The organism is Bacillus sp. FSL E2-8900 (assembly GCF_037966225.1).
Taxonomy (GTDB): domain Bacteria; phylum Bacillota; class Bacilli; order Bacillales; family Bacillaceae_G; genus Bacillus_A; species Bacillus_A cereus.
Window position 1 is genome coordinate 2,154,562 of sequence record NZ_CP150193.1, and the last position, 24,842, is coordinate 2,179,403.

A 24,842-nucleotide genomic window follows, 5' to 3' on the forward strand; every position below is an offset into this window, starting at 1 on the left:
TTGTTTTGAAAGCTTTAGAAAATATTTAAATAGGTGATAAAAATGAATCCAAGCAGTTTAAAAGTGACAGGGGCATGGTTTCAAGTGGGAGGGAATCTTACAGCTGCTATTGGAACGACAAGAGGATTTATTGGAGAAGAGAAAGTTGAATCGGATCTTGTTATTGTAGGAAGCTCATTACAAGCCCTCGGATATATATTACAAATCATTGCGAGCAATTATGATGATGGGGAAGAAAAAAGAGAAAATCAAAATATAGGCTTAGAGAATCAAAGTAAATTACTTGATCAAATAGGAATTGAGTTATTAGCATTAGGCAATATATCAAATGTAATAGGAACATATTTTAATATAAATGAACAATTGAAAGAAAATGATTATCTTATCATTACAGGGAACAGTTTACAATCGATCGGTGCTTTTTTAGGAGTAGAAGCAGCTTTGTTGGATATAAATGTATTACAGAAAATTATTATACTGGGTAACTCCATGCAAAGTTTAGGGGCTGGATTACAAGCGTATCAAGGTGTTTCAAATGTATTGAAAGATGAGAGAGAAAATGAAGATAGTATTTTTGATAAGAAGGATGAGAGAATCAGTGCACTCATTGGTATTTGGATACAAGCGATAGGAACGTTAATTTCTGCAATTGGAGTAACTGCAATAGAGGAAGAAAATAGGCTAGAAAACAATAAAAAGTCTGAAATACTTATTTAAATAGAAGGAGATACATTGATTTTAGAGGTAGGTTAAGAATAAAATGGTAGTAGGTTTTTTTGCGTATAGATAGAATATATAAAGTAAGAGATGTTATATATACTTAATGAAAATTTATGTAATGCCAACATCATAAGATTTCTTTGCGTATATTTTGAAAAGTGATATATAAAATAAAAAATAAGGAGTTTTCAAGGGATGATGTATTTATTAGCAATTCTTCTTCCACCTGTTGCTGTATTATTTTGTGGAAAACCAATTCAGGCAATCATAAATTTTATATTAACATTAATATTTTGGGTTCCAGGGGTTATACATGCAATTCTTGTAGTGCATGATAAAAAAGCTGATCGGCGTTTGAAAAAACAAATTCAAGCATATGATGAAATTAATAAGAGGAATCGAAGATAATTCATCTGCAAAATGTTTTTAAAAGGAAGGAGGATTAACCTCCTTTCTTTTTTAGTGGGTGTTAAGTTTAGATTTTTGTGTGGCGGAAAGAATTTTTAATGTAAGTATTATGATAATAACTTTTAGATTGTGCATGTAATAGGCCAGTATAAATACTTTCTGGTACATTAAAGAAATCGTACATACCATTCTTTAATTGGATTCGCAAAATCATAGAAAAAGGATTGTAGCCAACAGCAACTATATTTTTTGAAATTACGGGAGATAGCTTCATCATTACACAACTCCTCACTTTTCATTTTTAATAATTTCTTGTAGATGTTGAGGTTGTGATGTTGAAATCCTTATAATTTAAGAGGTATTATACTTATATGCAATATATTAAATGTTTGTTATACGTAATTATAAGGAAGTTCACACGAAGTACATATCGTTGTGCTATTTTTATTTCACCTTTGATTTATAAATAAGAAAATATTGACCATTTGAAAAAAAGGTATATTATTTATACGAGGTATTAAAAATTCACTTTCTACATTCTATGCTTAAAGGGGCAGCGTTATTAGGAAAAATAGAAGTGAAAATAGTTTGTATAAGAAGTATTCTAAAATTTATAATCTGTGAATTAGGAAAATATTGAATGCTCCAGGTCAATATACTTTCTTAATCAAATTCATTTTAGAAAGTGACCTCAATATTTTTAAGTAAATCAACGGGAGAATTGAAAGGCAGGAGAAAGTAACATGTCAGAAAATTATCGTTCTCGAGAGGAACGACGACAAGTTAAAAAGAAAAAACAGCCAGCTTCTAAAACACAAAAACCAAAAGGTAAAACATCATTCTTTCGCAAGTTTTTAATTACTTGTTTATTACTTGGTATTGTTGGTTTAGTGGCGGGGGTTGCTACCTTTTTCGTAATGATTAAGGATGCACCAAAACTTGAGAAAGCAAAACTTGTTAATCCGTTATCCTCAAAAATTTATGATAAAAACGGGGATTTGGTATATGAATATGGAAAAGAAAAAAGGACGAATGTTACGTATGAGCAAATACCTAAATTAGTAGAAAATGCATTTTTAGCGACAGAAGATTCACGTTTTTATGAGCATAGCGGAGTAGATTTTAAAGGTACTGCCCGTGCTGTTCTAGTAAGTCTTAAAGGGGATTATGGTTCTCAAGGTGGAAGTACGATAACACAGCAAGTTATTAAAAACTACTTCTTATCAATGGACAAAACACCAAAGCGTAAGGCGCAAGAAATATATTTAGCTTATAAGCTAGAACAACAGTATTCAAAACATGAAATATTAGAGATGTACTTAAATAAAATTAACTTAGGAAACCGTTCATATGGGATCGCAACAGCAGCACAAAACTACTATGGTAAAGAATTGAAGGACTTAACATTACCAGAAGTTGCGATGCTTGCAGGTTTACCGAAAGCACCGAATAACTATGATCCAACGAAAAAAGAAAATGTTCAAAAAGCAACAGAAAGAAGAAATGTTGTTCTAAGTTTAATGAACCGACATGGATATATAACAAAACAGGAAATGGAAGAAGCAATAAAAGTTGACGTAGAAAAGGGACTCAAGCCTGCAACTCAACTACAAACAATGCCATACCCTGCATTTATGGATGCAGTTGTGAAAGAAGTAGAAAAAGAATTACCAGATGCTAATATCGGTTCTGACGGTTTAGAAATTTATACAACGTTAGATCCGAAAGCACAGAAACTTGCTGATAATATTTTAAATAATAATATCATTGATTATCCGAACGATAAATTCCAAGGTGCATTCACATTTATGGATACGAAAACAGGAGAAGTTCGTGCTATAGGTAGTGGCCGTGGAGAAAATAAAGCTGTATTTAAAGGGCATAATATGGCAATTGAATTAGATCGTGCAGCTGGTTCAACGATGAAGCCGATTTTCGACTACGCTCCTGCAATTGAATATTTAAAATGGGCTACGTACCATCAAATTGATGACTCTCCATTTAAGTATTCAACGGGACAAGAAGTACGAAATGCAGATAGAAGTCATATGGGTCCAATTACAATGCGTGAAGCATTAAAAATGTCGCGTAATATTCCTGCAATTAAAACTGCAAAAGAAGTAGGGATTAGTAAATCGAAAGAATTCTCTGAGAAACTAGGTATTACATTTAATACAGCACCGACAGAATCGACAGCGATTGGTACAAATGAAGTATCGCCAACTGAAATAGCGGGTGCTTATGCGGCATTTGGTAATGAAGGTAAATATACGAAACCACATTTTGTTAAGAAAGTCGTTTATCCAGACGGTAAGTCACAAAGTTTTGGACAAAAACCAAAACAAGTTATGACAGATTCTACCGCATACATGATTACTGATATGCTTCGTTCTGTAGTTACATCTGGTACTGGTACATCGGCAAATGTAGGCTCCTTAGATGTAGCTGGTAAAACGGGTACGACAAACTATTCATCAAAGCAATTAGCTCAATATAAAATTCCAGAAAGTGCAACTCGTGATAGTTGGTTCGCTGGATATACACCGCAATATACGATGGCAGTATGGACTGGGTATATGAAAGATGGTAAAGACGAGTATATTAGTAGTAAGAATACGAAAATTGCACAGTTGATCTTTAAAGAAATGATGAGCGAAATGGCTACAGATAAATCACGCTTTAAAATGCCAAGTAGTGTTATTCAAGAAGGTAGTGAGCTACGTATAAAAGGTGAAAAACGTGATTCATCGCCAAATACTAGCGTACCGGATACAACGGAGCAACCAAAACAAGATCAACAGCAAAAAACTGAAGAAGAGAAAAAGCAAGAAGAATTAAAGAAACAAGAAGAACTGAAAAAACAAGAAGAACAAAAGAAACAAGAGGAACTTAAGAAGCAAGAAGAACAAAAGAAACTAGAAGAGCAAAAGAAACAAGAAGAACAAAATAATGGAAATGGCCAAGGAACGACACCTCCAGCAAATAACGGAGGAGGTCAAGGAAATACGACACCTCCAGCAAATAATGGAGGAGGTCAAGGAAATACGACACCTCCAGCAAATAATGGAGGAGGTCAAGGAAATACGACACCTCCAGCAAATAACGGAGGAGGTCAAGGAAATACGACACCTCCGGCAAATAATGGAGGAGGTCAAGGAAATACAACTCCACCAGCGACCACACAACCAGAGACTGGCGGTAATGCAGGAGAGCCCCCTGCTAATAATGGGCAATAAGAAAAATTTATAAAAAATATTAAAAAGCACTTAAGATTTGTGAAAATTACAATCTTAAGTGCTTTTTTCGTTTAAATGTAGTAGCTATGAAATGATGTGTTTTAAATGTTAAACGTACCATAAAAATTTTGAAAATAAATTGATGGGAAATGATAAAAGACTTGAGCCTGAGGTAGTGGAGCGTGGCTAGGATGATAAAAGGTAGTGCTACTTGGATGGGCACCATGATGCCAAAATGAAGGGGTAGCTTGACCTGGTGATTGGTATTGTTGCCAAATTGCTGGAAGTTCAATGCCGACATCGGAACTTGCTGTATGAACGGCGGGGGCATGTATTTCGGGTATCGAAGGAACCGCGACAGTTACTCTTGATGATAATACCCACATAAAATAATCACTCCTAAGTTGTGATAATAAATTAGTATATTCTTTTCACACGTATAAAGGTACATATATAGGACTTTCGTTTAAAATATGCGTACAAAGTCTTAAGACTAATGTAAGCTGATGGTGGACTATTTAATATGAAAAGATACGTCTATTTGCGGAGGGAAAAGAGATTAATAAAATGTACAATGAGGGTGTTAATCGTAATATTTTACGAGTGTATGGAGGTATTTTTATGGAACGATTATGGACGAAATCATTTATTCAAATGACTTTCGCAATGTTATTTTTATTTACAGGATTTTATTTACTTGTTCCAACGCTCCCGCTCTTTATTAAAGAGATAGGTGGCAATGAATCGCAAGTTGGACTTATGATGGGGATGTTTACAATAGCTGCTGTTGTAATACGACCGATTATTGGAGGAATGTTAGATCAATATGGTAGAAGATCCTTTATTATTTTCGGACTCATCTTTTTTGGCTTAACGATGTACTCCTATAATATAGCATCGACTATTGTCCTTTTAGCTGTTTTACGTGTTATTCACGGAGTAACATGGGCTGTTTCTACAACAGCTGTTGGAACAGCAATAACGGATATTATTCCAGATTCACGCCGCGGTGAAGGTATGGGTTGGTATGGGATGGCGATGACAATTGCAATGGCGATTGGACCTATGATTGGATTATGGGTTGTGCAAAATTATTCATTTGATGGTCTATTTTTATTAGCGACGTTGTTATCTTTTATGGCAGTTGTATTATCATTAATAACGAAGATCCCATTTACGCCACAAAAAGAAAAAGGGAAAATTCAGCTATTTGAGAAATCCGTATTAACAATCACGATTGTAGTATTCTTTTTATCGTTTGCATATGGAGGAATAACAACCTTTTTACCGTTATTTGCATCATCAATTCATGTAAACCCGGGAACTTTCTTTCTTGTATATGCAATTGCATTAACAATTGTAAGACCAATTTCAGGGAAACTATTAGACAAGTATGGAGAAGTATTCATCATACTTCCAGCATTATGTATTACTATTTTAGCTATAGTTGTTTTAACTATCTCAAATGGTTTGATAGGTGTAATTATCGCAGCAACATTATACGGTATTGGATTTGGTTCAGCGCAGCCAGCTTTGCAAGCGGCAATGCTTACAATTGTCGATCCGAGTAAAAGAGGAGTTGCAAATGCTTCATTTTTTACAGCGTTTGATTTAGGAATCGGGTTAGGTGCTATTTTACTTGGAGTTGTTTCACAAATGTTTGGTTATCGTATTTTATTTTCAGGGAGTGCAATTTCAGCATTGATAGCCTTAATTATTTTCGTCTTCTTTGTAAAACAACGATTAGGAAAAAAAGAGTTTGCGTAAACTGGAGGAATAAAGATGAGAATTTCAATTGATCGTAAAGCTCTGCAATGGTTCCAGGAAGAATTACGTATAAAGCACGGTGAATCTGTACGTTTTACTGTAAGGTACGGAGGGGATAGTTCAATTCAGCCCGGATATTCTTTAGGGGTTGTTGCTGAGAAACCCGATGGCGAAATAGTGTCAGTTGAGAAGGAAGGTATTATATTTTTTGTAGATTCTGATGATCTTTGGTATTTTCAAAACTATGATTTATTTGTAAGTTATCATGAGGAAATGGAAGAAATTCAATTTAATTATGTAAAATAATAACTTTATTAAAAATGAATAAGTTTTATATAAAAATTATATTTAAGAGATAGTGAAATAAATATCATATAGTAACGAGCTGTATTTATGTACAGCTCGTTTTTTCTATTTCTCAAATAAAATTAGAATAATTGTATATTTGGCGGTGTTATATGAAAAATCTTTATATCTTGTTTTTGAAAATACGCAAAGAAGTCTATCCTTTCTTTATAAAATATAAGAATTATTTTCAAAAAATTGTATTGTTACAGTAAGAAAAGTGTAGGAAACTTATCATTATAAAATAAATTGAAATCTTCTAAAAACTCTGATACATTGAAATAGAAATGTAGTTTCACAGTATTGTAAAGGCTTACAGTTATGTGCACGAAGATCTATTAGGATTGGAGGAAATAATGATGAAAGCTGAAGAGAAATTTTCCCCGGGATTAGATGGTATAGTGGCAGCGGAGACGAAAATCTCGTTTCTTGACACAGTAAAAGGTGAAATTGTAATTCAAGGGTATGACTTAATCGAACTCTCAAAAACAAAAGAGTATTTAGACATTGTGCACCTTTTATTGGAGGAACACCTACCGAATGAAGATGAAAAAGTAACACTTGAAAAGAAATTAAAAGAAGAATATGCAGTACCAGAAGGTGTATTCAACGTACTAAAGGCATTGCCTAAAGAGACGCATCCCATGGATGGATTACGTACAGGTGTGTCAGCGTTAGCTGGTTACGATAATGATATCGAAAACCGCTCGTTAGAAGTGAATAAAAGCCGAGGATACAAGCTGTTAAGTAAAGTGCCAAACATTGTAGCGAATAGCTATCATATTTTAAATAATGAGGAGCCAATTGAACCTCTTAAAGAATTATCTTATAGTGCGAATTTCTTCTATATGTTAACTGGTAAAAAACCAACTGAACTTGAGGAAAAGATCTTTGATCGTTCCCTTGTTTTATATAGTGAGCATGAAATGCCAAACTCTACATTTACAGCTCGCGTTATTGCATCAACACAATCAGATTTATACGGTGCTTTAACAGGTGCAGTTGCATCTTTAAAAGGAAGTTTACATGGCGGTGCAAATGAAGCGGTTATGTACATGCTTTTAGAAGCTGGTAATGTTGAGAAATTTGAAGAGTTATTACAGAAGAAACTATATAACAAAGAAAAAATTATGGGCTTTGGACACCGTGTTTATATGAAGAAGATGGATCCAAGAGCACTTATGATGAAGGAAGCTTTAAAACAGTTATGTGATGTAAAAGGTGATTATACACTATATGAAATGTGTGAAGCTGGAGAAAAGATTATGGAAAAAGAAAAAGGAATTTATCCAAATCTTGATTATTATGCAGCTCCAGTATATTGGATGCTAGGTATTCCAATTCAACTTTACACACCAATCTTCTTTAGCTCTAGAACAGTGGGGTTATGTGCGCACGTTATTGAGCAACATGCAAATAATCGTTTGTTCCGTCCTCGTGTAAATTATATTGGCGAGCGACATGTACTTAGTAAATAAGAACAACTGGGGAGTTGTTAGCGCCGCCCGCCAGATGGGTGTTTGACCGACACCCATCATTAATAATAACGAATTTTCGACAGAAAGGGAAGAATAGCATGATTAAAACAAATGAAATTAAGCAAAAAGATGCATTATTAGAAGAGATTACCGATTATGTATTAAATAAAGAGGTTACTAGTGCAGAAGCATTCAGTACAGCTCGTTACGTATTACTTGATACACTTGGATGTGGAATTTTAGCACTGCAATATCCAGAATGTACGAAATTACTAGGACCAGTTGTGCCAGGAACAATCGTGCCAAATGGTACACGTGTACCAGGTACGTCTTATGTACTAGATCCAGTAAAAGGTGCATTTAATATCGGATGTATGATCCGTTGGTTAGACTATAACGATACTTGGCTTGCAGCAGAGTGGGGACATCCATCTGATAACCTAGGCGGAATTTTAGCAGTTGCAGATTATATTAGCCGTGTTCGTATTTCAGAAGGAAAAGAAGCTTTAAAAGTACGTGAAGTATTAGAAATGATGATTAAAGCACATGAAATTCAAGGCGTGCTTGCTTTAGAAAACAGCTTAAACAGAGTTGGTCTTGACCATGTATTATATGTAAAAGTAGCAACAACTGCAGTAGTTGCGAAAATGCTTGGCGGAACACGTGAAGAAATCTTTAATGCATTATCACATGCGTGGATTGATAATTCTAGTCTTCGTACATATCGTCATGCTCCAAATACGGGCTCACGTAAATCATGGGCTGCAGGTGACGCAACGAGCCGCGGTGTTCATCTTGCAATGACTGCTCTAAAAGGTGAAATGGGTTATCCAACAGCATTATCTGCGCCAGGATGGGGATTCCAAGATGTATTATTCAATAAACAAGAATTAAAATTAGCAAGACCACTAGAGTCATATGTAATGGAAAATGTATTATTTAAAGTGTCATATCCAGCAGAATTCCATGCACAAACGGCTGCAGAATGTGCAGTGAAGTTGCATCCGGAAATTAAAGAGAGATTAGATGAAATTGACCGTATTACAATTACAACTCATGAATCAGCAATTCGTATTATTGATAAAGAAGGTCCATTAAATAACCCAGCTGATCGTGATCATTGCTTACAATACATTACGGCAATTGGTTTATTAAAAGGAGATATCGTTGCAGACGATTATGAAGATGCAGTAGCAAACGATCCACGTGTAGATGAATTACGTAATAAGATGGTTGTTGTTGAAAACAAACAGTACAGTTTAGATTACCTTGACCCGAACAAGCGCTCAATCGCCAACGCTGTTCAAGTTCACTTTAAAGATGGCACAGTAACAGAAAATGTGGAATGTGAATATCCGCTTGGTCACCGCTTCCGTAGAGACGAAGCAATTCCAAAAGTTGTTCAAAAATTCACTGCAAATATGGCAGGTCATTATTCTAGTAAGCAACAAGAACAAATTCATGAAGTTTGTTTAAATGAAGAAAAACTAGAAAATATGAATGTAAACGAATTTGTAGATCTATTCTTAATTTAATAATAGGGGGGAATTTAGAATGGCTTGGGTTGTGAAAAAGCAGTCAACACAAGAGGAGCTTGCGAATCGATTCCGAGCTTTAGTAGAAGCAAATGAAATTTTGCAAATTCCAGGTGCTCATGATGCAATGGCAGCTCTTGTTGCGAAAAATACAGGTTTTTCAGCTCTTTATTTATCAGGAGCTGCTTATACTGCAAGTAAAGGCTTACCAGATTTAGGTATCGTGACGTCTACTGAAGTGGCTGAGAGAGCAAGAGATTTAGTAAGAGCTACAGACTTACCTGTTCTTGTTGACATTGATACAGGATTTGGTGGTGTACTAAATGTGGCGAGAACAGCTGTAGAAATGGTGGAAGCGAAAGTAGCAGCTGTCCAAATTGAAGATCAGCAATTACCCAAAAAATGTGGACATTTAAATGGTAAGAAACTTGTTACTACAGAAGAATTGGTTCAAAAAATTAAAGCGATTAAAGAAGTTGCACCGAGCTTATACATTGTAGCACGTACTGATGCTCGTGGCGTTGAAGGATTAGATGAAGCAATTGAAAGAGCAAATGCATATGTAAAAGCAGGTGCAGACGCAATTTTCCCTGAAGCGCTTCAATCAGAGGAAGAATTCCGTCTATTTAATAGTAAGGTAAATGCACCTTTGCTTGCGAATATGACTGAATTCGGAAAAACTCCATATTATAGTGCAGAGGAATTTGCGAATATGGGTTTCCAAATGGTTATTTATCCTGTAACTTCACTTCGCGTTGCAGCGAAAGCGTATGAAAATGTGTTTGCTTTAATTAAAGAAACAGGTTCTCAAAAAGATGCACTTTCTAATATGCAAACGAGAAGTGAATTATACGAAACAATTTCATATCATGACTTTGAAGAGTTAGATACTGGTATTGCAAAAACAGTATTATCAGAAGATCAATAGATAAAGCAGCGAAGGCGATGAAAATACATCTTTGGCAAAATAAAATGCTTGATGTGAAAAATCATCGCCTTCTATTTTCAAAAAAGATATTCCACTCATCGTAGACGAGCATAAGCAAAAAGCTATGAAAGCCGAATGATAGGGGGATACATATGGAGAAAACGAAGTTACCATGGGATGAATTTTTTTCACTTAATAAAGATATAAATCATACTTACTTTACACCAGAAGATTTTTCAGGTGATGAAGATTTAATCGCAAAAACGACAGAACAATTCGTTAAACAAGAAATTGTTCCACAAATGGAGAATATTGAACAACATAACTATAAAGTTTCTCGTCAATTATTTGAGAAAGCTGGGGAACTTGGATTATTAGGCATTGAGGTACCAGAAGATTATGGCGGGTTCGAGTTAGGAAAGGCTGTCTCAGGTCTTGTAGCAGAGAAAATGGGTTACGCTGGTGCGTTTAGCGTTTCTTTTAATATACACGCTGGTGTCGGTACATTGCCTTACATATATTATGGAACGAAAGAGCAAAAAGAAAAATATTTACCGAAAATCGCATCGGGAGAATGGATTGGGGCTTATGCTTTAACAGAGCCAAATGCTGGTTCGGATGCATTAAGTGCAAAAACAAGCGCCGTATTGAATGAAGAGGGAACAGCTTGGAAGTTAAATGGTGAGAAGCAATGGATTACAAATGCTCATATGGCAGATGTATACGTTGTTTTTGCGAAGACAAATAAAGGAATGACAGCGTTTATTGTCGAAAGAACATGTGAAGGTGTATCTATTGGATTAGAAGAAAAGAAAATGGGGATTAAAGGTTCTTCAACAGCGACTCTTATTTTAGAAGATGTTGTCATCCCTGCTGAAAATGTTTTAGGGGAAGTTGGGAAAGGGCATCACGTAGCCCTTAATATTCTTAACTTTGCTAGACTTAAACTTGCTTTTGGAAATATTGGAACAGCAAAACAAGCAATTGGTTTGTCGGTTCAATATGGAAAAGAGCGAAAACAGTTCCAAACGGAATTAGTAGACTTTACGATGATTCAAGAGAAAATTGCAAATATGATCATTGCTACATATGGAGCCGAAAGTGCAGCTTATCGTACGGCAGGTGTAATCGATGAAGCAATTCATGAGAGCGATGAAGATCTTATGAAGAAAATGTCCCAATTTGCAATTGAATGTGCACTAAATAAAGTAAATGCTTCTGAAACACTTGCTTATATCGTAGATGAAGCTGTACAAATTCATGGTGGTTACGGTTATATGCAAGAGTATGAGGTAGAACGATTATATCGTGATGCTAGAATTAGTCGTATTTTTGAAGGAACGAACGAAATTAATAGATTAACAGTTGCTAAAATGCTAATGAAGCAAATCGAACAATTAGAAGATACTGAAGTAGAAAGTGATGTAGCAAATGTAGAAAGAAACCATCGTTACATTTTATTAGCGAAAAAATTGTTGAAACAATCTTTGAAAACGCTCTCTAAAACTCCAGGCCTAAAAATTGACCAAGAACAAGAATATTCACGTGTAATTTCAAATATGTTGACGGACGTGTACGTCATGGAATCAGCATTTTTACGTACGAGAAAAGCGGTACGTAAAAATGGTGAGGAAAAAGAACGTACGAAGCAATTAATAACGGATGTTATTTGTGAAGAAGGATACCGTAAAGTAGAAGAAGCGACGATTTCTGTACTTTCAGCAGCTGTCACAGAAGAACAAGATAGACATGTGATTTTAGCTGAAATCCGTCAATTATTAGTGCCTTTATACACGAACGTATTTACGAAGAAGAGAGAAATTGCGAAAGCTATTATAAATCGCGGGAAATATATTGTGTAAATAGGAGGAAAGCGATATGAAAAAGATTGGTTTTATCGGTTTAGGTAACATGGGCCTTCCAATGTCAAAAAATCTAGTTAAATCAGGTTACACAGTATATGGCGTGGACTTAAATAAAGAGGCGGAAGCGTCCTTTGAAAAAGAAGGCGGAATTATCGGTCTATCAATCTCAAAACTAGCAGAAACATGTGATGTAGTTTTTACAAGTTTACCTTCACCTCGCGCTGTTGAAGCGGTATATTTTGGAGCAGAAGGATTATTTGAAAATGGTCACTCGAATGTAGTTTTCATTGATACAAGTACGGTATCGCCGCAGTTAAATAAACAGTTAGAGGAAGCTGCAAAGGAAAAGAAAGTAGACTTTTTAGCAGCACCTGTGAGCGGTGGTGTAATCGGAGCCGAAAACCGTACATTAACGTTTATGGTTGGTGGATCAAAAGACGTATATGAGAAAACGGAATCTATCATGGGCGTACTAGGCGCGAACATTTTCCACGTTAGTGAGCAGATTGATAGTGGTACAACTGTTAAGTTAATTAATAACTTATTAATTGGTTTTTATACAGCTGGTGTGAGTGAAGCTTTAACATTAGCGAAAAAGAACAATATGGATTTAGATAAAATGTTTGATATTTTAAATGTAAGTTACGGTCAAAGTAGAATTTATGAACGTAATTATAAAAGTTTTATAGCACCTGAAAACTACGAGCCAGGATTTACTGTGAACTTATTGAAGAAAGATTTAGGATTTGCAGTTGACTTAGCTAAGGAAAGCGAACTCCATTTACCGGTAAGCGAAATGTTATTAAACGTATATGACGAAGCGAGTCAAGCTGGATATGGTGAAAATGATATGGCTGCTTTATATAAGAAAGTTAGCGAGCAATTAATTTCTAATCAAAAATAAATTATACAAAGGAGAGAATACAATGATTACAACTGAAATTAAACGAGTAAAAAATCACATTAACGGTGAGTGGGTTGAATCGACAGGTACGGAAGTAGAAGCAGTTCCAAATCCAGCGACTGGAAAAATTATCGCTTACGTTCCATTATCTCCAAAAGAAGATGTTGAAAAAGCTGTTGAAGCGGCAAAAGCAGCATTCGAAACATGGTCTAAAGTACCAGTTCCAAATCGTTCAAGAAATTTATATAAATATTTACAGCTATTACAAGAAAACAAAGATGAGCTTGCAAAAATCATTACGCTAGAAAATGGTAAGACGCTAACGGATGCAACAGGTGAAGTACAGCGTGGTATTGAAGCGGTAGAACTTGCAACATCTACGCCAAATTTAATGATGGGTCAAGCACTTCCGAATATCGCTAGCGGAATTGATGGATCGATTTGGCGCTACCCAATCGGAGTTGTTGCTGGCATTACACCGTTTAACTTCCCGATGATGATTCCGTTATGGATGTTCCCACTTGCAATTGCTTGCGGTAATACATTCGTATTAAAAACATCTGAAAGAACGCCACTTTTAGCGGAGCGACTTGTAGAATTATTCTATGAAGCAGGTTTCCCAAAAGGCGTATTAAATTTAGTGCAAGGCGGAAAAGATGTTGTAAATAGCATTTTAGAAAATAAAGATATTCAGGCTGTTTCGTTCGTTGGCTCTGAGCCGGTAGCTCGTTACGTATATGAAACAGGTACGAAACACGGAAAACGTGTACAAGCGTTAGCAGGTGCGAAAAACCATGCGATTGTAATGCCAGATTGCAATCTTGAGAAAACAGTACAAGGTGTAATTGGATCTGCATTTGCAAGTAGTGGAGAGCGCTGCATGGCATGCTCAGTAGTAGCAGTAGTGGATGAAATTGCTGATGAATTTATTGATGTATTAGTAGCAGAAACGAAAAAATTAAAAGTAGGCGATGGCTTTAACGAAGATAACTATGTTGGACCATTAATCCGTGAATCTCATAAAGAGCGCGTTTTAGGCTATATTAATAGCGGTGTAGCAGATGGGGCAACTTTATTAGTAGATGGCCGTAAAATTAATGAAGAAGTTGGAGAAGGTTACTTTGTAGGTGCGACAATCTTTGATGGCGTGAATCAAGAAATGAAAATTTGGCAAGATGAAATTTTTGCTCCAGTATTAAGTATTGTACGTGTTAAAGATTTAGAAGAAGGTATTAAACTAACAAATCAATCTAAATTTGCAAATGGTGCGGTTATTTATACGTCAAATGGTAAACATGCACAAACATTCCGTGATAACATCGATGCTGGTATGATTGGTGTAAACGTAAACGTTCCAGCACCAATGGCATTCTTCGCATTTGCAGGAAATAAAGCTTCATTCTTTGGTGATTTAGGTACAAATGGTACAGATGGCGTTCAATTCTATACACGTAAAAAAGTTGTAACTGAGCGCTGGTTTTAATATAGAGTAAACAACCAAATCAGTTATTAGATGAAAACCACCACTATTAATAGTGGTGGTTTTCGTCTTGTTAATTATTTTTTTCAAAAGCTAGTTTAATACCAAATCCAATTAGGACGACTCCTGTTAGCCCTTGAATATAACGTTGCGTCTTCGGTTTTTTCATAAAAGCACTAATTTTATCAATTAAAAATATATAAAATGCAAACCAAATGACTGTTAAAACGAGGTAAGTAAGGCCCATTACAAGAAGTTGAATAAATGTATTATGATTTGGATTTAAAAATTGTGGTAAAAAAGTTAAAAAGAAGACTGCTACTTTAGGATTTAATAAATTTGTAAGAAATCCTTGGCGAAAGCAAGAAGTATGTTCGTTTTCATTATTCAAAGATAGATCATTTGTATCTAAGTTTTCTTTGTTTCTTACTGCTAAAAGGGCTTTAATACCGATATATATTAAATAGAGAGCCCCAACGTACTTGAAAATAGAAAATAAAAGAGCTGACTTTACAATAAGTGCAGAAAGACCAATTACAGCAGCTAAAGTATGAATTAATAGTGCAATACATGTACCAAACACTGTTTTCACTCCACCGACTTTACCAGCAACCAATGTATTTTTCGTAGCCATTGCTGTATCTGGACCAGGTAAAATGATGAGGCAAATAGACATAATGATGAAAAGAAGATAATTTTCTATCATAGCCGTCCCTCCTTTTTATTTTTAGAATATTTGATTAAAATCAGTGTAGCACAAAAATGGATTTAATAAAATTAAATTTTATTAAAAATAATTAAATAAAAAAGACTATATAGTAGCTCTAATTACACTACTATATAGCCTCGATTTTATACCGCTATTTGCGGGTAGTAAGATTTTCACCGCACAAGATTTAGCTGAAGAAAAGAAGTTAGGTGGGGGATGAACAAAACCTCCCCTCATGACAATTTCATTTTATGCATTAAGTAAGTTAAAGAAACGATTCACATCTTCTTCTGAAACGTCACTTAACTGTTTATATTTATAATTCGGATTTTGATCTTTATCAACGACAACGGAGCGTACTCCCTCGAAGAAATCTTCATGTCTCATGAAATTTTTAGCAAGTATAAGGTCCGTAGCGAAACATTCTTCAACGGATTTATCTTTTCCATCAATAAACTGTTTTAATGTTACTTTTAGTGAAATAGGGGATTTTGATAACAGTGTTTCTTTCGTTTTTAGAGCAAAGGAACTTTCATCTTTCTCCAATGAATGGATGATTTCTTCAATTGTATCGAAAGCAAAATGTGAATTGATTACTTCTAATGAAGGAGCAAGCTCGCTTTCTAAGTTTGGAGCAGTTGCAAATGTACGAATAACTTCTTTTAAATTAGTATGTACATCATCTTCTTTATGCCAATTTACACTTTCAAGTTCAGTAAGAAACTCTGGTAATGAATCAGATGTCATAAAGTAATCAGCAGCATTAATAAATAATACGTCAGAAGCTTTTAAAATAGATGCTGTTAAAGCAACGAATCGTCCTGTATATCCAGGCGCTTTATTTAAGAAATATGCAGCTCCGACGTCTGGGAAGAAGCCGATATTCATCTCTGGCATTGCCCATTTCGTACGCTCAGTTACAATGCGATACTTCGCACCATTTGTAAGACCGACACCACCGCCCATTACAATTCCATCTAAACAAGCAATAATCGGTTTTGTATATTGATAAATATATGTATCAATTTCATACTCTTCTTCAAAAAAACGTTCTGCATGTTGCAATGCCACTTCATTGGAACGCGCTTCATAAAGAGTTTTAATGTCGCCGCCTGCACAAAAACCTTTTGTGCCAGCTCCTTTTAACACGATAAGTGCAATACGCTCATCGTGTTCCCACTCTTTAAGTTTTTGTCCGATAGGTTGTAACATGTCATAAGATAAAGAATTAAGTGCTTTTGGACGGTTTAAAGTAATTGTCGCAACGCCGTTTTCACTAACAGAAAATAAAACTTGTTCAGTCATAATGCATCCTCCCTTACATATCTTCTTATTCTTAATTCTTGATATGTACTGAAATGTCCTTTATAAATTTTGTCAAAAGTTGACGGTAAATATTAATTTGGTCACTGCATATTTTGACGAGTTATCTTTGCAGGATTTCAGAGACTGAGGGGGAATATTACAACATTACTGTAAGTGTAATTATTTGAAGTTATAATGATAAAAGCGCTATTATATAGGTGTGAAATGTTCATTATCAATTCTAAAAGTGTGTTTGAAGAAAAAAGAAATCGTACAATTGTAATAAAAAATTTTACACTGAATTAGAAATAGAGAAAGGAGAAATCGGAATGCCAGGACCTTTACTATTGTCGGTTATTATTTTGTCTTTTTTAATGATAGGAATAACGCAGTATTTTCATCATACAGATACGACAGAAGAAGTGAAGGATAAAGTACGTCTCGTATTTCCGATTTTTATAATATCTATTTCATTCTGTATTTTATTAAATAAAGATGGCTACATTGTCGCAGTGTTCTCATTTTTCGTCGCAATCGTCTTAATTACCGTTTTATATTATGTAATGAAAGACTTTATACAAAAATAAAGATGTCACAATAGGCATTTTTATTTTGGGGAAAATGTAAAATTTCACATACCGTATTTTATATAAAATACATAAAGCATATAACAATAGAAAAGTGTGTACTTTGCTGTGTATGTACTTGTCAATCTTGCATAGCCACTATACTATTAAAATGTAGAGATTATAAAAAGGGGTTGTATCTATCATGAAATTTGAGATGCACACAAAAATTATTTCAAATGAAAAAGAAGTAAGATTACATATTGAAGAAAATATATTTCAATTAATATTGGATGGTTATCACTTATTTACAGTTCAAGAAATATTGCCTTTATATAAATCAAATGAAGAAAGAATTGGAAGTGCAACGATATTGAAGCTAGAGTGGGAGAACGGAAAAACTACAATAAACTATCAACTCGTTTCACTAAAATCAGTAAATTAAAAGGAGTAGAAAAATATGAAGTTATTTCATACAGCGGATTGGCATTTAGGAAAGCTTGTTCATGGCGTGTATATGACTGAAGACCAAAAGATTGTATTAGATCAGTTTGTACAGGCTGTTGAAGAAGAAAAACCAGATGCTGTAATTATTGCAGGGGATTTATATGACCGAGCAATTCCACCTACAGAAGCAGTAGACTTATTAAATGATGTGCTGCAAAAAATAGTTATTGATTTACAAACACCAGTTATTGCAGTAGCTGGTAATCATGATAGTCCGGATCGTATCCATTTTGGAAGTAGTTTAATGAAAAAACAAGGATTACATATTGCAGGTCAATTTCAATTCCCGTACGAACCTGTTGTACTAAATGATGAATATGGAGAGGTTCACTTCCATCTAATACCGTATGCAGACCCAAGCATAGTTAGACACGTGTTGAAAAATGAAGACGTACGTTCTCATGATGATGCGATGCGCATTTTTATGAATGAGCTCTCTGAAACGATGGATAAAGAAGCTAGACATGTATTTGTTGGACATGCATTTGTAACTTCTTCAGGAGAAGCGGAGGAGAATACAAGTGATGCAGAACGACCACTTTCAATTGGTGGTGCTGAATATGTAAATAGTCATTATTTTGATAAGTTTCATTACACAGCGCTTGGACATTTACATCAAGCGCATTTCGTACGTAATGAGACCATTAGATATTCAGGTTCACCACTTGCCTATTCAATTTCTGAAGAGAAACATAAAAAAGGTTATTACATTGTAGAACTGAATGAAACTGGTGAAGTAGCAATTGAAAAAAGGTTACTTTCACCACGTCGTAAAATGCGAACAGTAGAAGCGAAAATAGATGAATTATTACAGCACCCAGTAAGTGAAGATTACGTATTTGTAAAATTATTAGACGAAAACCCTGTCTTACAGCCAATGGAGAAAATACGATCTGTATATCCAAATGCAATGCACGTTGAAAGAGCGATGCAAAGGCGAGAACTCACAGATACAAATGAAGTAACGGTTTCAAGACATAAAACGGATGATTTATCTCTTTTAAAGGCTTTCTATAAAGAAATGAAAGGGTTAGATTTATCAGAAGAGAAAGAACGCCTATTTATAGATGTATTACAAACAGCGCAAGAACGGGAAGGTGAACGAGGATGAGACCGATTCAGCTTATTATGACAGCATTCGGGCCATATAAACAGAAAGAAGTAATCGATTTTGAAGATCTTGGAGAACATCGTATTTTCGCTATTTCTGGGAATACGGGAGCTGGAAAAACAACGATTTTTGATGCGATTTGTTATGTGTTATATGGTGAGGCTAGTGGAGAAGAACGTAGTGATACGAGCATGCTTCGAAGTCAATTTGCTGATGATAATGTTTATACAAGTGTTGAATTAACCTTTCAGTTAAAAGGGAAACGCTATGAAATAAAACGACAACTTGGACATAAAAAACAAGGGAATAAGACCATTACAGGACATGCAGTAGAATTATATGAAGTTATTGATGGAGAAAACGTTCCAGCCGTCGATCGTTTTCATGTAACAGACGTAAACAAAAAAGTGGAAGATTTAATTGGGTTAAGTAAACATCAATTTAGCCAAATTGTTATGTTACCCCAAGGGGAATTCCGAAAACTATTAACATCTGAGACGGAAAACAAAGAAGAGATTTTACGTCGTATTTTTAAAACGGATCGTTATAAATTAATGCGTGAGTTACTTGATCAAAAGAGAAAACAATGGAAAGATGTCTTGCAAGAAAAACAAAAAGAGAGAGAGCTCTATTTCCGTAATGTTTTTAAATTACCAATCCGTGATGGAGCATTATTAGAGACATTAGTGGCACAAGAACATGTAAATACGCATCAAGTAGTAGAAGCGTTAGAACAAGAAACAACCGTGTATAAAGCAGAGGTTGAGCAATTACAAGTAGAACAAGATGTTCAAACGAAGCAATTAAAGGATGCAGAAACACGTTTTCATGCAGCAAAATCTATAAATGAGAAATTTATAGATTTACAACAAAAGAATGAGAAATATAACACTTTACAAGAGAACCGTGCAGCAATTGAAAGGAAAGAAAAATCCTTTAAACGTGCGGAACAAGCAAAGCGCTTATTACCATTTGAACAATGGTATGAAGAAGCGATGGAAAATGAGCAGAAAGTTGAAAGTTTGTTAAAACAGATAATTGTCAAACAAGAACAGATAATGAACAGCTTTGAACTTGCTAAGGAGAAGTATGAAGTAGTAAAGAATAAAGAAGCTGAACGAGAAGAGGCTAAAAAACTTGTTCAAAGATTAGAAGAGTTACAAGCAATCATTGAATCATTAGCTGAGAGAAAGCTGAATTTACAAAATGCCGAAATTCAAATAGGGAAATTAAAAGAAAGTATGCAAAAGTTAGATCAACAACTAGAAGAGCATACAAACCAAAAACAGAGAATGTCTGATGAATTGCAGCAATTAGAACAAGCACTTGAGCAATATGTAGCTAAAGTAGAAGAACTAACGAATATGCGAGAAGATGCAAAAGTTTTAAAGCAAGCATATGATGTTTGGCAAGAAAAACAAAAATTCGAGCAAGAAAAAGAAGCGGCAACTAATAAAATGCAAGTGGCAGTTCGTGCATATGAAAACATGGAGCGCCGCTGGTTAAGTGAACAAGCTGGTATATTAGCTCTTCATTTACATGACGGTGAATCTTGTCCGGTATGTGGTAGTACGAATCATCCGCAAAAAGCTACAGAGCAAAGTAATGCGATCGATGAAAAAGAGTTAAACAATTTAAGAGATAAGAAGAACATTGCTGAAAAATTACATGTGCAAGTAGAGGAGAAATGGAATTTCTATCGACTACAATATGAACAAGTGATAGAAGAAGTTGTGAAGCGCGGCTACAATTCGGAAAAATTAGCTGAAACATATAGTGCACTTGTTCAAAAAGGAAAACAATTAGCTGCAGACGTGAATACGTTAAAAGCAAGTGAAGAGACACGTAAGCAGATTGCTGCGAACATGAAAAGCGTAGAAGAAAAAATAGAAGAACTTCAGAAACAAAAACGAGAAGTGGAAACAATGCAGCACCGTACAGAAATGGAGTGTATGCAACTTCGTACGTCATATGAACATGATAAACGAAATATTCCAGAAAACTTACAAACAGTACAAGCTTGGAAAGCACAGTTTGACCAAGCTATGCAGGAACTTAGGTTAATGGAAGACGAATGGAAGAAAGTCCAGGAAGCGTATCAGCATTGGCAAAATGAAAATATACGTATTCAAGCAGAACAAAAAGGTGCTTCTAATCAATTTGAAAGTGCAAAATTAAAGAAAGAAGAGACTTTCGCACGCTTTATGAAAGAGCTAGAACAAAGTGGGTTTACAGATGAATTCACGTATAAAGAAGCCAAATTAAGCGATGCCGAGATGGAGATGTTACAAAAAGAAATTCAAGGTTATTATTCATCGCTTGAAGTGCTTGCAAAACAAATCGAAGAGTTAAACTCAGAATTAAAAGATAAAGAGTATATGGACATTACATCTTTAGGTGAACACATAAAAGAACTAGAAATTAATCTCGATATCATTAAAGAAAAACGTCAACGTGCGCAAAATGCGGTAACATATATTTCGGATTTACATGAAAACATTAGACGTATTGATGAGCAAATTCATGAGGAAGAAAAAGCTTTCCAAGAACTTGTTGACTTATATGAAGTAATGAAAGGTGATAACGAGAGCCGTATATCATTTGAACGTTACATCTTAATTGAGTATTTAGAACAAATTGTTCAAATTGCAAACGAACGATTACGTAAATTATCAAACGGACAATTTTATTTAAAACGAAGTGAACGAGTTGAAAAGAGAAATCGTCAAAGTGGATTAGGTTTAGATGTGTACGATGCATACACTGGCCAAACACGCGATGTAAAAACACTATCCGGTGGAGAGAAATTTAACGCATCACTTTGCCTAGCGCTAGGAATGGCAGATGTCATTCAAGCATATGAAGGCGGTATTTCCATCGAAACGATGTTCATCGATGAAGGGTTCGGTTCATTAGATGAAGAATCGTTAACGAAAGCGGTAGATGCCTTAATTGACTTACAAAAATCAGGCCGATTTATCGGTGTCATCTCACACGTTCAAGAGCTGAAAAACGCAATGCCAGCTGTATTAGAAGTAACGAAGCAGAAGGATGGGTGTAGTCAGACTAGGTTTGTGGTGAAGTAAGCTTAGTTCACCGTCGATTCTTCCTCTCGTTTTTTCGAAATTTTAAGGCCGAGTCACACTAGCGGTCACACTTTTCGAAGACTTCGTCGAGCTTTTCAGCTACAGAACGTTGCATATCAGGTAACACGTGACTGTAGGTATTTAATGTCGTACCTATATCAGCGTGACCTAGTCGTTCTGAAATTAATTTTACATTAACGTTTTGTTGTATCAACAGCGTAGCGTGAGTATGTCGTAGATCATGAAATCGTATTCTAGGTAATCCGAGTTTCTCGGTTACATTATAAAATGATCTACGTATGCTACGAGAATCTAACGGCTTTCCGTATTTGGAGGGGAGAACTAAGTCTAAGTCGGTGTATTTATCACCGGCTTTTTCTTTTTCGTACTCAACAAACTTACGGTGAGTTTTTAACTCTTCTATTAAAAGCTTCGGAATATGAATCGTACGTATGCTCGTTTTATTCTTTGCACCGTATTTTAATTCCCCGCGCTCAGATAACGTTTGTCTGACAAATATTCTATTGTTTTCAAAGTCGATATCTTTCCATCGTAGCCCCAAAATTTCACCTTGACGCATTCCAGTAAATATCGCTATTGAAAAGCTAATACGAAATCTCGTAGCGTTCCTCATCGTCTTACTTCCACTTAAAAAGTAATTTACCTGATCCAACGTCCATACTTCCATTTCAGTTTTAGTTACTCTAGGTAAAACAACATCAGTTGCCGGATTATTCTTTATAAGTTTAAGTACTTTCGCTCTTTTTAAAGAGGTTCGTATAAAACTGAAAGTTAAATTCACTGTACCTTTTGAGTAACGATTCTCCTCGATTAACGAGTTAATATAGTGTTGTAGATGCATCGTTGTAATATCTTGAATCTTCAAGTGTCCGAGACGAGGTTTTATTATATTTAAGTAATGCGTGTAATTTGCTCGAAAGGTACATTTTTGAAGCTGATTTTGCCTTTCTTTAAACCACTGTTCCATAAATGCTTCGTATGACATATGGGAAAGCTTAAGAAAATCATCGTTAAGATAATCAGCCTTTAAGAGCGTCATTTCTTCATTTGCTTCTCGTTTAGAAGCGAAACCTCTACGGCGTATCTGTTTACGCTTGCCTGTCATTGGATCTTTAATAGCGAAGATAAAATCCCATTTACCTGTATCCTTATTTTTACTTACTGTACCACTCAATCTTATGTCCTCCTTTAAAAAGTCACAAGAAAGAGGTTATATCTTCCATTACCTGTATTCTAAAACTAAAGTCACAAATTGTATAGGGGTATAAAAGGTAGAAAAAAGTAAAAAACATTGGCTCAATTTCAAAAGCCTAAACGTTTATATAAGCGATGAGAAAAATAAATCCGAAATTTATTTATGAAAAGTGCGCGAGTTTACAAAGTCTCGCGTCATAGTAAATGTAAGGAGTTCACAAGGCATTACACGGAGGTGGAAATGGGTGAGTACAGTGAGCGAAAATAGCAACTTAGTATCAATCGAAGCCCAAACGGAATATTCAATTACGAGTGGAAAGCGAGAGACACGTATCTTTCTAAAGATGTATGTTGACGCAGTACACTCCGGTTTAATAGCGGACTTAGGTCCTGAAAGATGGACGACTTTATGTGTACTAGCATCATTCATGGACGAAGATGGTGAATGTTATCCAACACAAGATATGATTGCTAAACGATTAAATATAAGTCGTGAGAGCGCGAATAGACGCATCAAAAAGCTATGTGAGTATCGTTGGGATGGAAAACCCTTGGTCGTTAAGGAAAGACGCAGACACGAGCGTACGCAGCAGTGGGAGAATACGGTATATACGATTCTACCGATCAGTCAACTAACAATATTCGGAAATGAGCCGGAATCTATTAGTCCATGTGACGTATGACCACATATGGTAACTTCCACACATGGTTGTAGTTCACACTAACAAGAACTAACTCTTAACAAGAACTATCTTTTAACTAGAAAAAGATTAAGAGCTAAAACCCTGAAGTCTATTTCTATCGAAATATCCTTCCATCATTAATATATTCGGCGGTAATTACTTATATAAAAGAACGCCGCTAATAGATAATGAGATACAACGAGCGTGAGCGAAGTTGTCAGGTTTTAAATACTAAGGAGGTGTTATTAATGAGTTATGAAATAGCGAAGTTATCTAATGACATTAACGTAATCACCGCAGAAATAAACGCTTACCAACGAGTAGCGGGTGAAGCTATTTTCGAGATAGGAAAGCGCCTGAAACACGTAAAAGAAAATGATTTGGTACATGGTAGATGGGCTTCATGGTGCAATTCTATTGGTATGAGTAGAAATCAAGCGACAAAGTTTATAACTGTCTACGAAGAGTTAGATGTAAATGATTCGACGTCGAATCAAATTGGGCTTGAAGCCTTATACCTTATCTCCACAATGCCAGAAGAACAACGAGATAAATCGCACACAATCCCGTCAACTGGCGAAACCAAAACAGTAGACGAAATGACGGTCCGTGAATTACGCGAAGTAAAAAAGGCGTTGAAACAAGCCGAACAAGATAAACAAGTACTCGGTCAACTACTAACAGAAGAACGTAATAAACAACCGGAAGTCGAATACGTAAAAGACACCGAATCAGAAGAACAATTACGTTTGTATCGGGAACGTTATGGGGATATATCCGAAAATGTTTACAGGATTACGAACGAAACTGAAATATCCGGTATGGTAATGGAGTTTTCGGAGCACACACGTGATTTCATCAAACAATACGTATTCTTAAAACATTACTAAGGTTAGTTTCATGCGTTAAATAGGCAATCTAAAGCGGAGTATGGAAGTCAGTTAAATGCCATTACGGGATTTTTTAAACGATGTGCAACGCGTAGTAGAGTATT

22 protein-coding genes are annotated in these 24,842 nt (G+C 35.3%); 17 read left to right on the top strand and 5 right to left on the bottom strand.

Annotated features, from left to right (window positions below; genetic code table 11):
- Positions 1 to 42: 42 nt before the first annotated feature.
- The gene (locus NST90_RS11190) at positions 43 to 717 is read left to right on the top strand and encodes an AraC family transcriptional regulator (RefSeq protein WP_283748183.1); all 675 of its coding nucleotides are present in this window, start codon (positions 43 to 45) and stop codon (positions 715 to 717) included.
- Positions 718 to 915: 198 nt separating this feature from the next.
- Entirely contained in the window at positions 916 to 1,128 is a 213-nt protein-coding gene (locus NST90_RS11195; RefSeq protein WP_000990233.1) for a YqaE/Pmp3 family membrane protein, read from the top strand.
- A 67-nt stretch (positions 1,129 to 1,195) separates the two neighbouring features.
- Here NST90_RS11195 and NST90_RS11200 read toward each other — a convergent pair whose 3' ends face one another.
- Positions 1,196 to 1,405 (bottom strand): KTSC domain-containing protein, encoded by a 210-nt coding sequence (locus NST90_RS11200; RefSeq protein WP_000977081.1) that lies wholly within the window; start codon positions 1,403 to 1,405, stop codon positions 1,196 to 1,198.
- A 466-nt stretch (positions 1,406 to 1,871) separates the two neighbouring features.
- On the opposite strand from NST90_RS11200, the gene NST90_RS11205 reads away from it, so the two are divergent.
- The gene (locus NST90_RS11205) at positions 1,872 to 4,364 is read left to right on the top strand and encodes a PBP1A family penicillin-binding protein (protein WP_046392670.1); all 2,493 of its coding nucleotides are present in this window, start codon (positions 1,872 to 1,874) and stop codon (positions 4,362 to 4,364) included.
- Positions 4,365 to 4,465: 101 nt separating this feature from the next.
- Here NST90_RS11205 and NST90_RS11210 read toward each other — a convergent pair whose 3' ends face one another.
- The gene (locus NST90_RS11210; protein WP_000270101.1) at positions 4,466 to 4,750 is read right to left on the bottom strand and encodes a hypothetical protein; all 285 of its coding nucleotides are present in this window, start codon (positions 4,748 to 4,750) and stop codon (positions 4,466 to 4,468) included.
- 235 nt (positions 4,751 to 4,985) lie between these two features.
- Here NST90_RS11210 and NST90_RS11215 point away from each other — a divergent pair, with 235 nt between their 5' ends.
- The 8 genes from NST90_RS11215 to NST90_RS11250 all read left to right on the top strand — a co-directional run bounded on the left by NST90_RS11215 (position 4,986) and on the right by NST90_RS11250 (position 14,669).
- Positions 4,986 to 6,131: an MFS transporter gene (locus NST90_RS11215; RefSeq protein ID WP_000440662.1), complete on the top strand. Its 1,146-nt coding sequence runs from the start codon at positions 4,986 to 4,988 to the stop codon at positions 6,129 to 6,131.
- Positions 6,132 to 6,146: 15 nt separating this feature from the next.
- A complete protein-coding gene (locus NST90_RS11220) occupies positions 6,147 to 6,437 on the top strand; it encodes an iron-sulfur cluster biosynthesis family protein (protein WP_001222842.1) in 291 nt (96 codons plus the stop codon).
- A gap of 395 nt (positions 6,438 to 6,832) precedes the next feature.
- Positions 6,833 to 7,954 carry a citrate synthase gene (mmgD, locus tag NST90_RS11225; RefSeq protein ID WP_002041090.1) on the top strand — a complete coding sequence of 374 codons (1,122 nt, stop codon included), beginning with the start codon at positions 6,833 to 6,835 and terminating at the stop codon, positions 7,952 to 7,954.
- Positions 7,955 to 8,052: 98 nt separating this feature from the next.
- Entirely contained in the window at positions 8,053 to 9,489 is a 1,437-nt protein-coding gene (gene prpD, locus NST90_RS11230) for a 2-methylcitrate dehydratase (protein ID WP_000598123.1), read from the top strand.
- A gap of 19 nt (positions 9,490 to 9,508) precedes the next feature.
- Complete coding sequence (gene prpB, locus NST90_RS11235; protein WP_000312639.1) at positions 9,509 to 10,417, top strand: methylisocitrate lyase; 909 nt, start codon at positions 9,509 to 9,511, stop codon at positions 10,415 to 10,417.
- Positions 10,418 to 10,569: 152 nt separating this feature from the next.
- The gene (locus NST90_RS11240) at positions 10,570 to 12,279 is read left to right on the top strand and encodes an acyl-CoA dehydrogenase family protein (protein WP_000415992.1); all 1,710 of its coding nucleotides are present in this window, start codon (positions 10,570 to 10,572) and stop codon (positions 12,277 to 12,279) included.
- A 16-nt stretch (positions 12,280 to 12,295) separates the two neighbouring features.
- The gene (locus NST90_RS11245; protein ID WP_000719409.1) at positions 12,296 to 13,186 is read left to right on the top strand and encodes an NAD(P)-dependent oxidoreductase; all 891 of its coding nucleotides are present in this window, start codon (positions 12,296 to 12,298) and stop codon (positions 13,184 to 13,186) included.
- Positions 13,187 to 13,208: 22 nt separating this feature from the next.
- Positions 13,209 to 14,669: a CoA-acylating methylmalonate-semialdehyde dehydrogenase gene (locus NST90_RS11250; RefSeq protein ID WP_000633344.1), complete on the top strand. Its 1,461-nt coding sequence runs from the start codon at positions 13,209 to 13,211 to the stop codon at positions 14,667 to 14,669.
- A gap of 70 nt (positions 14,670 to 14,739) precedes the next feature.
- Here NST90_RS11250 and NST90_RS11255 read toward each other — a convergent pair whose 3' ends face one another.
- Positions 14,740 to 15,372 (bottom strand): LysE family translocator, encoded by a 633-nt coding sequence (locus NST90_RS11255; protein ID WP_000572360.1) that lies wholly within the window; start codon positions 15,370 to 15,372, stop codon positions 14,740 to 14,742.
- A gap of 252 nt (positions 15,373 to 15,624) precedes the next feature.
- Positions 15,625 to 16,680, bottom strand: a complete 1,056-nt coding sequence (locus NST90_RS11260; protein ID WP_000139776.1) for an enoyl-CoA hydratase/isomerase family protein — start codon at positions 16,678 to 16,680, stop codon at positions 15,625 to 15,627.
- A gap of 329 nt (positions 16,681 to 17,009) precedes the next feature.
- On the opposite strand from NST90_RS11260, the gene NST90_RS11265 reads away from it, so the two are divergent.
- The 4 genes from NST90_RS11265 (at position 17,010) to NST90_RS11280 (ending at position 21,950) form a co-directional block, all read left to right on the top strand.
- Positions 17,010 to 17,267, top strand: a complete 258-nt coding sequence (locus tag NST90_RS11265) for a hypothetical protein (RefSeq protein ID WP_001119404.1) — start codon at positions 17,010 to 17,012, stop codon at positions 17,265 to 17,267.
- 184 nt (positions 17,268 to 17,451) lie between these two features.
- On the top strand, positions 17,452 to 17,691 hold the full coding sequence (locus NST90_RS11270) for a DUF2584 family protein (RefSeq protein ID WP_000667346.1): 240 nt from the start codon (positions 17,452 to 17,454) through the stop codon (positions 17,689 to 17,691).
- Positions 17,692 to 17,706: 15 nt separating this feature from the next.
- The gene (locus NST90_RS11275; protein ID WP_283748182.1) at positions 17,707 to 18,864 is read left to right on the top strand and encodes an exonuclease SbcCD subunit D; all 1,158 of its coding nucleotides are present in this window, start codon (positions 17,707 to 17,709) and stop codon (positions 18,862 to 18,864) included.
- Positions 18,861 to 21,950, top strand: a complete 3,090-nt coding sequence (locus tag NST90_RS11280; RefSeq protein WP_001247461.1) for an SMC family ATPase — start codon at positions 18,861 to 18,863, stop codon at positions 21,948 to 21,950. The genes NST90_RS11275 and NST90_RS11280 overlap by 4 nt, the downstream gene beginning before the upstream one ends.
- Before the next feature lie 58 nt (positions 21,951 to 22,008).
- Here NST90_RS11280 and NST90_RS11285 read toward each other — a convergent pair whose 3' ends face one another.
- Positions 22,009 to 23,145: a site-specific integrase gene (locus NST90_RS11285; protein WP_098220923.1), complete on the bottom strand. Its 1,137-nt coding sequence runs from the start codon at positions 23,143 to 23,145 to the stop codon at positions 22,009 to 22,011.
- Positions 23,146 to 23,410: 265 nt separating this feature from the next.
- Between NST90_RS11285 and NST90_RS11290 the strand changes: the two genes are divergently transcribed.
- Both NST90_RS11290 and NST90_RS11295 read left to right on the top strand, forming a co-directional pair.
- Positions 23,411 to 23,848 carry a helix-turn-helix domain-containing protein gene (locus NST90_RS11290; protein ID WP_000108901.1) on the top strand — a complete coding sequence of 146 codons (438 nt, stop codon included), beginning with the start codon at positions 23,411 to 23,413 and terminating at the stop codon, positions 23,846 to 23,848.
- A gap of 248 nt (positions 23,849 to 24,096) precedes the next feature.
- Entirely contained in the window at positions 24,097 to 24,738 is a 642-nt protein-coding gene (locus NST90_RS11295; protein ID WP_098220924.1) for a DUF3102 domain-containing protein, read from the top strand.
- Positions 24,739 to 24,842 lie beyond the last annotated feature (104 nt).

Coding starts and splice junctions, on each gene's coding strand:
- NST90_RS11190 (WP_283748183.1), top strand. CDS start 43: ATGAATCCAAGCAGTTTAAAAGTGACAGGGGCATGGTTTCAAGTGGGA.
- NST90_RS11195 (WP_000990233.1), top strand. CDS start 916: ATGATGTATTTATTAGCAATTCTTCTTCCACCTGTTGCTGTATTATTT.
- NST90_RS11200 (WP_000977081.1), bottom strand. CDS start 1,405: ATGATGAAGCTATCTCCCGTAATTTCAAAAAATATAGTTGCTGTTGGC.
- NST90_RS11205 (WP_046392670.1), top strand. CDS start 1,872: ATGTCAGAAAATTATCGTTCTCGAGAGGAACGACGACAAGTTAAAAAG.
- NST90_RS11210 (WP_000270101.1), bottom strand. CDS start 4,750: ATGTGGGTATTATCATCAAGAGTAACTGTCGCGGTTCCTTCGATACCC.
- NST90_RS11215 (WP_000440662.1), top strand. CDS start 4,986: ATGGAACGATTATGGACGAAATCATTTATTCAAATGACTTTCGCAATG.
- NST90_RS11220 (WP_001222842.1), top strand. CDS start 6,147: ATGAGAATTTCAATTGATCGTAAAGCTCTGCAATGGTTCCAGGAAGAA.
- mmgD (WP_002041090.1), top strand. CDS start 6,833: ATGATGAAAGCTGAAGAGAAATTTTCCCCGGGATTAGATGGTATAGTG.
- prpD (WP_000598123.1), top strand. CDS start 8,053: ATGATTAAAACAAATGAAATTAAGCAAAAAGATGCATTATTAGAAGAG.
- prpB (WP_000312639.1), top strand. CDS start 9,509: ATGGCTTGGGTTGTGAAAAAGCAGTCAACACAAGAGGAGCTTGCGAAT.
- NST90_RS11240 (WP_000415992.1), top strand. CDS start 10,570: ATGGAGAAAACGAAGTTACCATGGGATGAATTTTTTTCACTTAATAAA.
- NST90_RS11245 (WP_000719409.1), top strand. CDS start 12,296: ATGAAAAAGATTGGTTTTATCGGTTTAGGTAACATGGGCCTTCCAATG.
- NST90_RS11250 (WP_000633344.1), top strand. CDS start 13,209: ATGATTACAACTGAAATTAAACGAGTAAAAAATCACATTAACGGTGAG.
- NST90_RS11255 (WP_000572360.1), bottom strand. CDS start 15,372: ATGATAGAAAATTATCTTCTTTTCATCATTATGTCTATTTGCCTCATC.
- NST90_RS11260 (WP_000139776.1), bottom strand. CDS start 16,680: ATGACTGAACAAGTTTTATTTTCTGTTAGTGAAAACGGCGTTGCGACA.
- NST90_RS11265 (WP_001119404.1), top strand. CDS start 17,010: ATGCCAGGACCTTTACTATTGTCGGTTATTATTTTGTCTTTTTTAATG.
- NST90_RS11270 (WP_000667346.1), top strand. CDS start 17,452: ATGAAATTTGAGATGCACACAAAAATTATTTCAAATGAAAAAGAAGTA.
- NST90_RS11275 (WP_283748182.1), top strand. CDS start 17,707: ATGAAGTTATTTCATACAGCGGATTGGCATTTAGGAAAGCTTGTTCAT.
- NST90_RS11280 (WP_001247461.1), top strand. CDS start 18,861: ATGAGACCGATTCAGCTTATTATGACAGCATTCGGGCCATATAAACAG.
- NST90_RS11295 (WP_098220924.1), top strand. CDS start 24,097: ATGAGTTATGAAATAGCGAAGTTATCTAATGACATTAACGTAATCACC.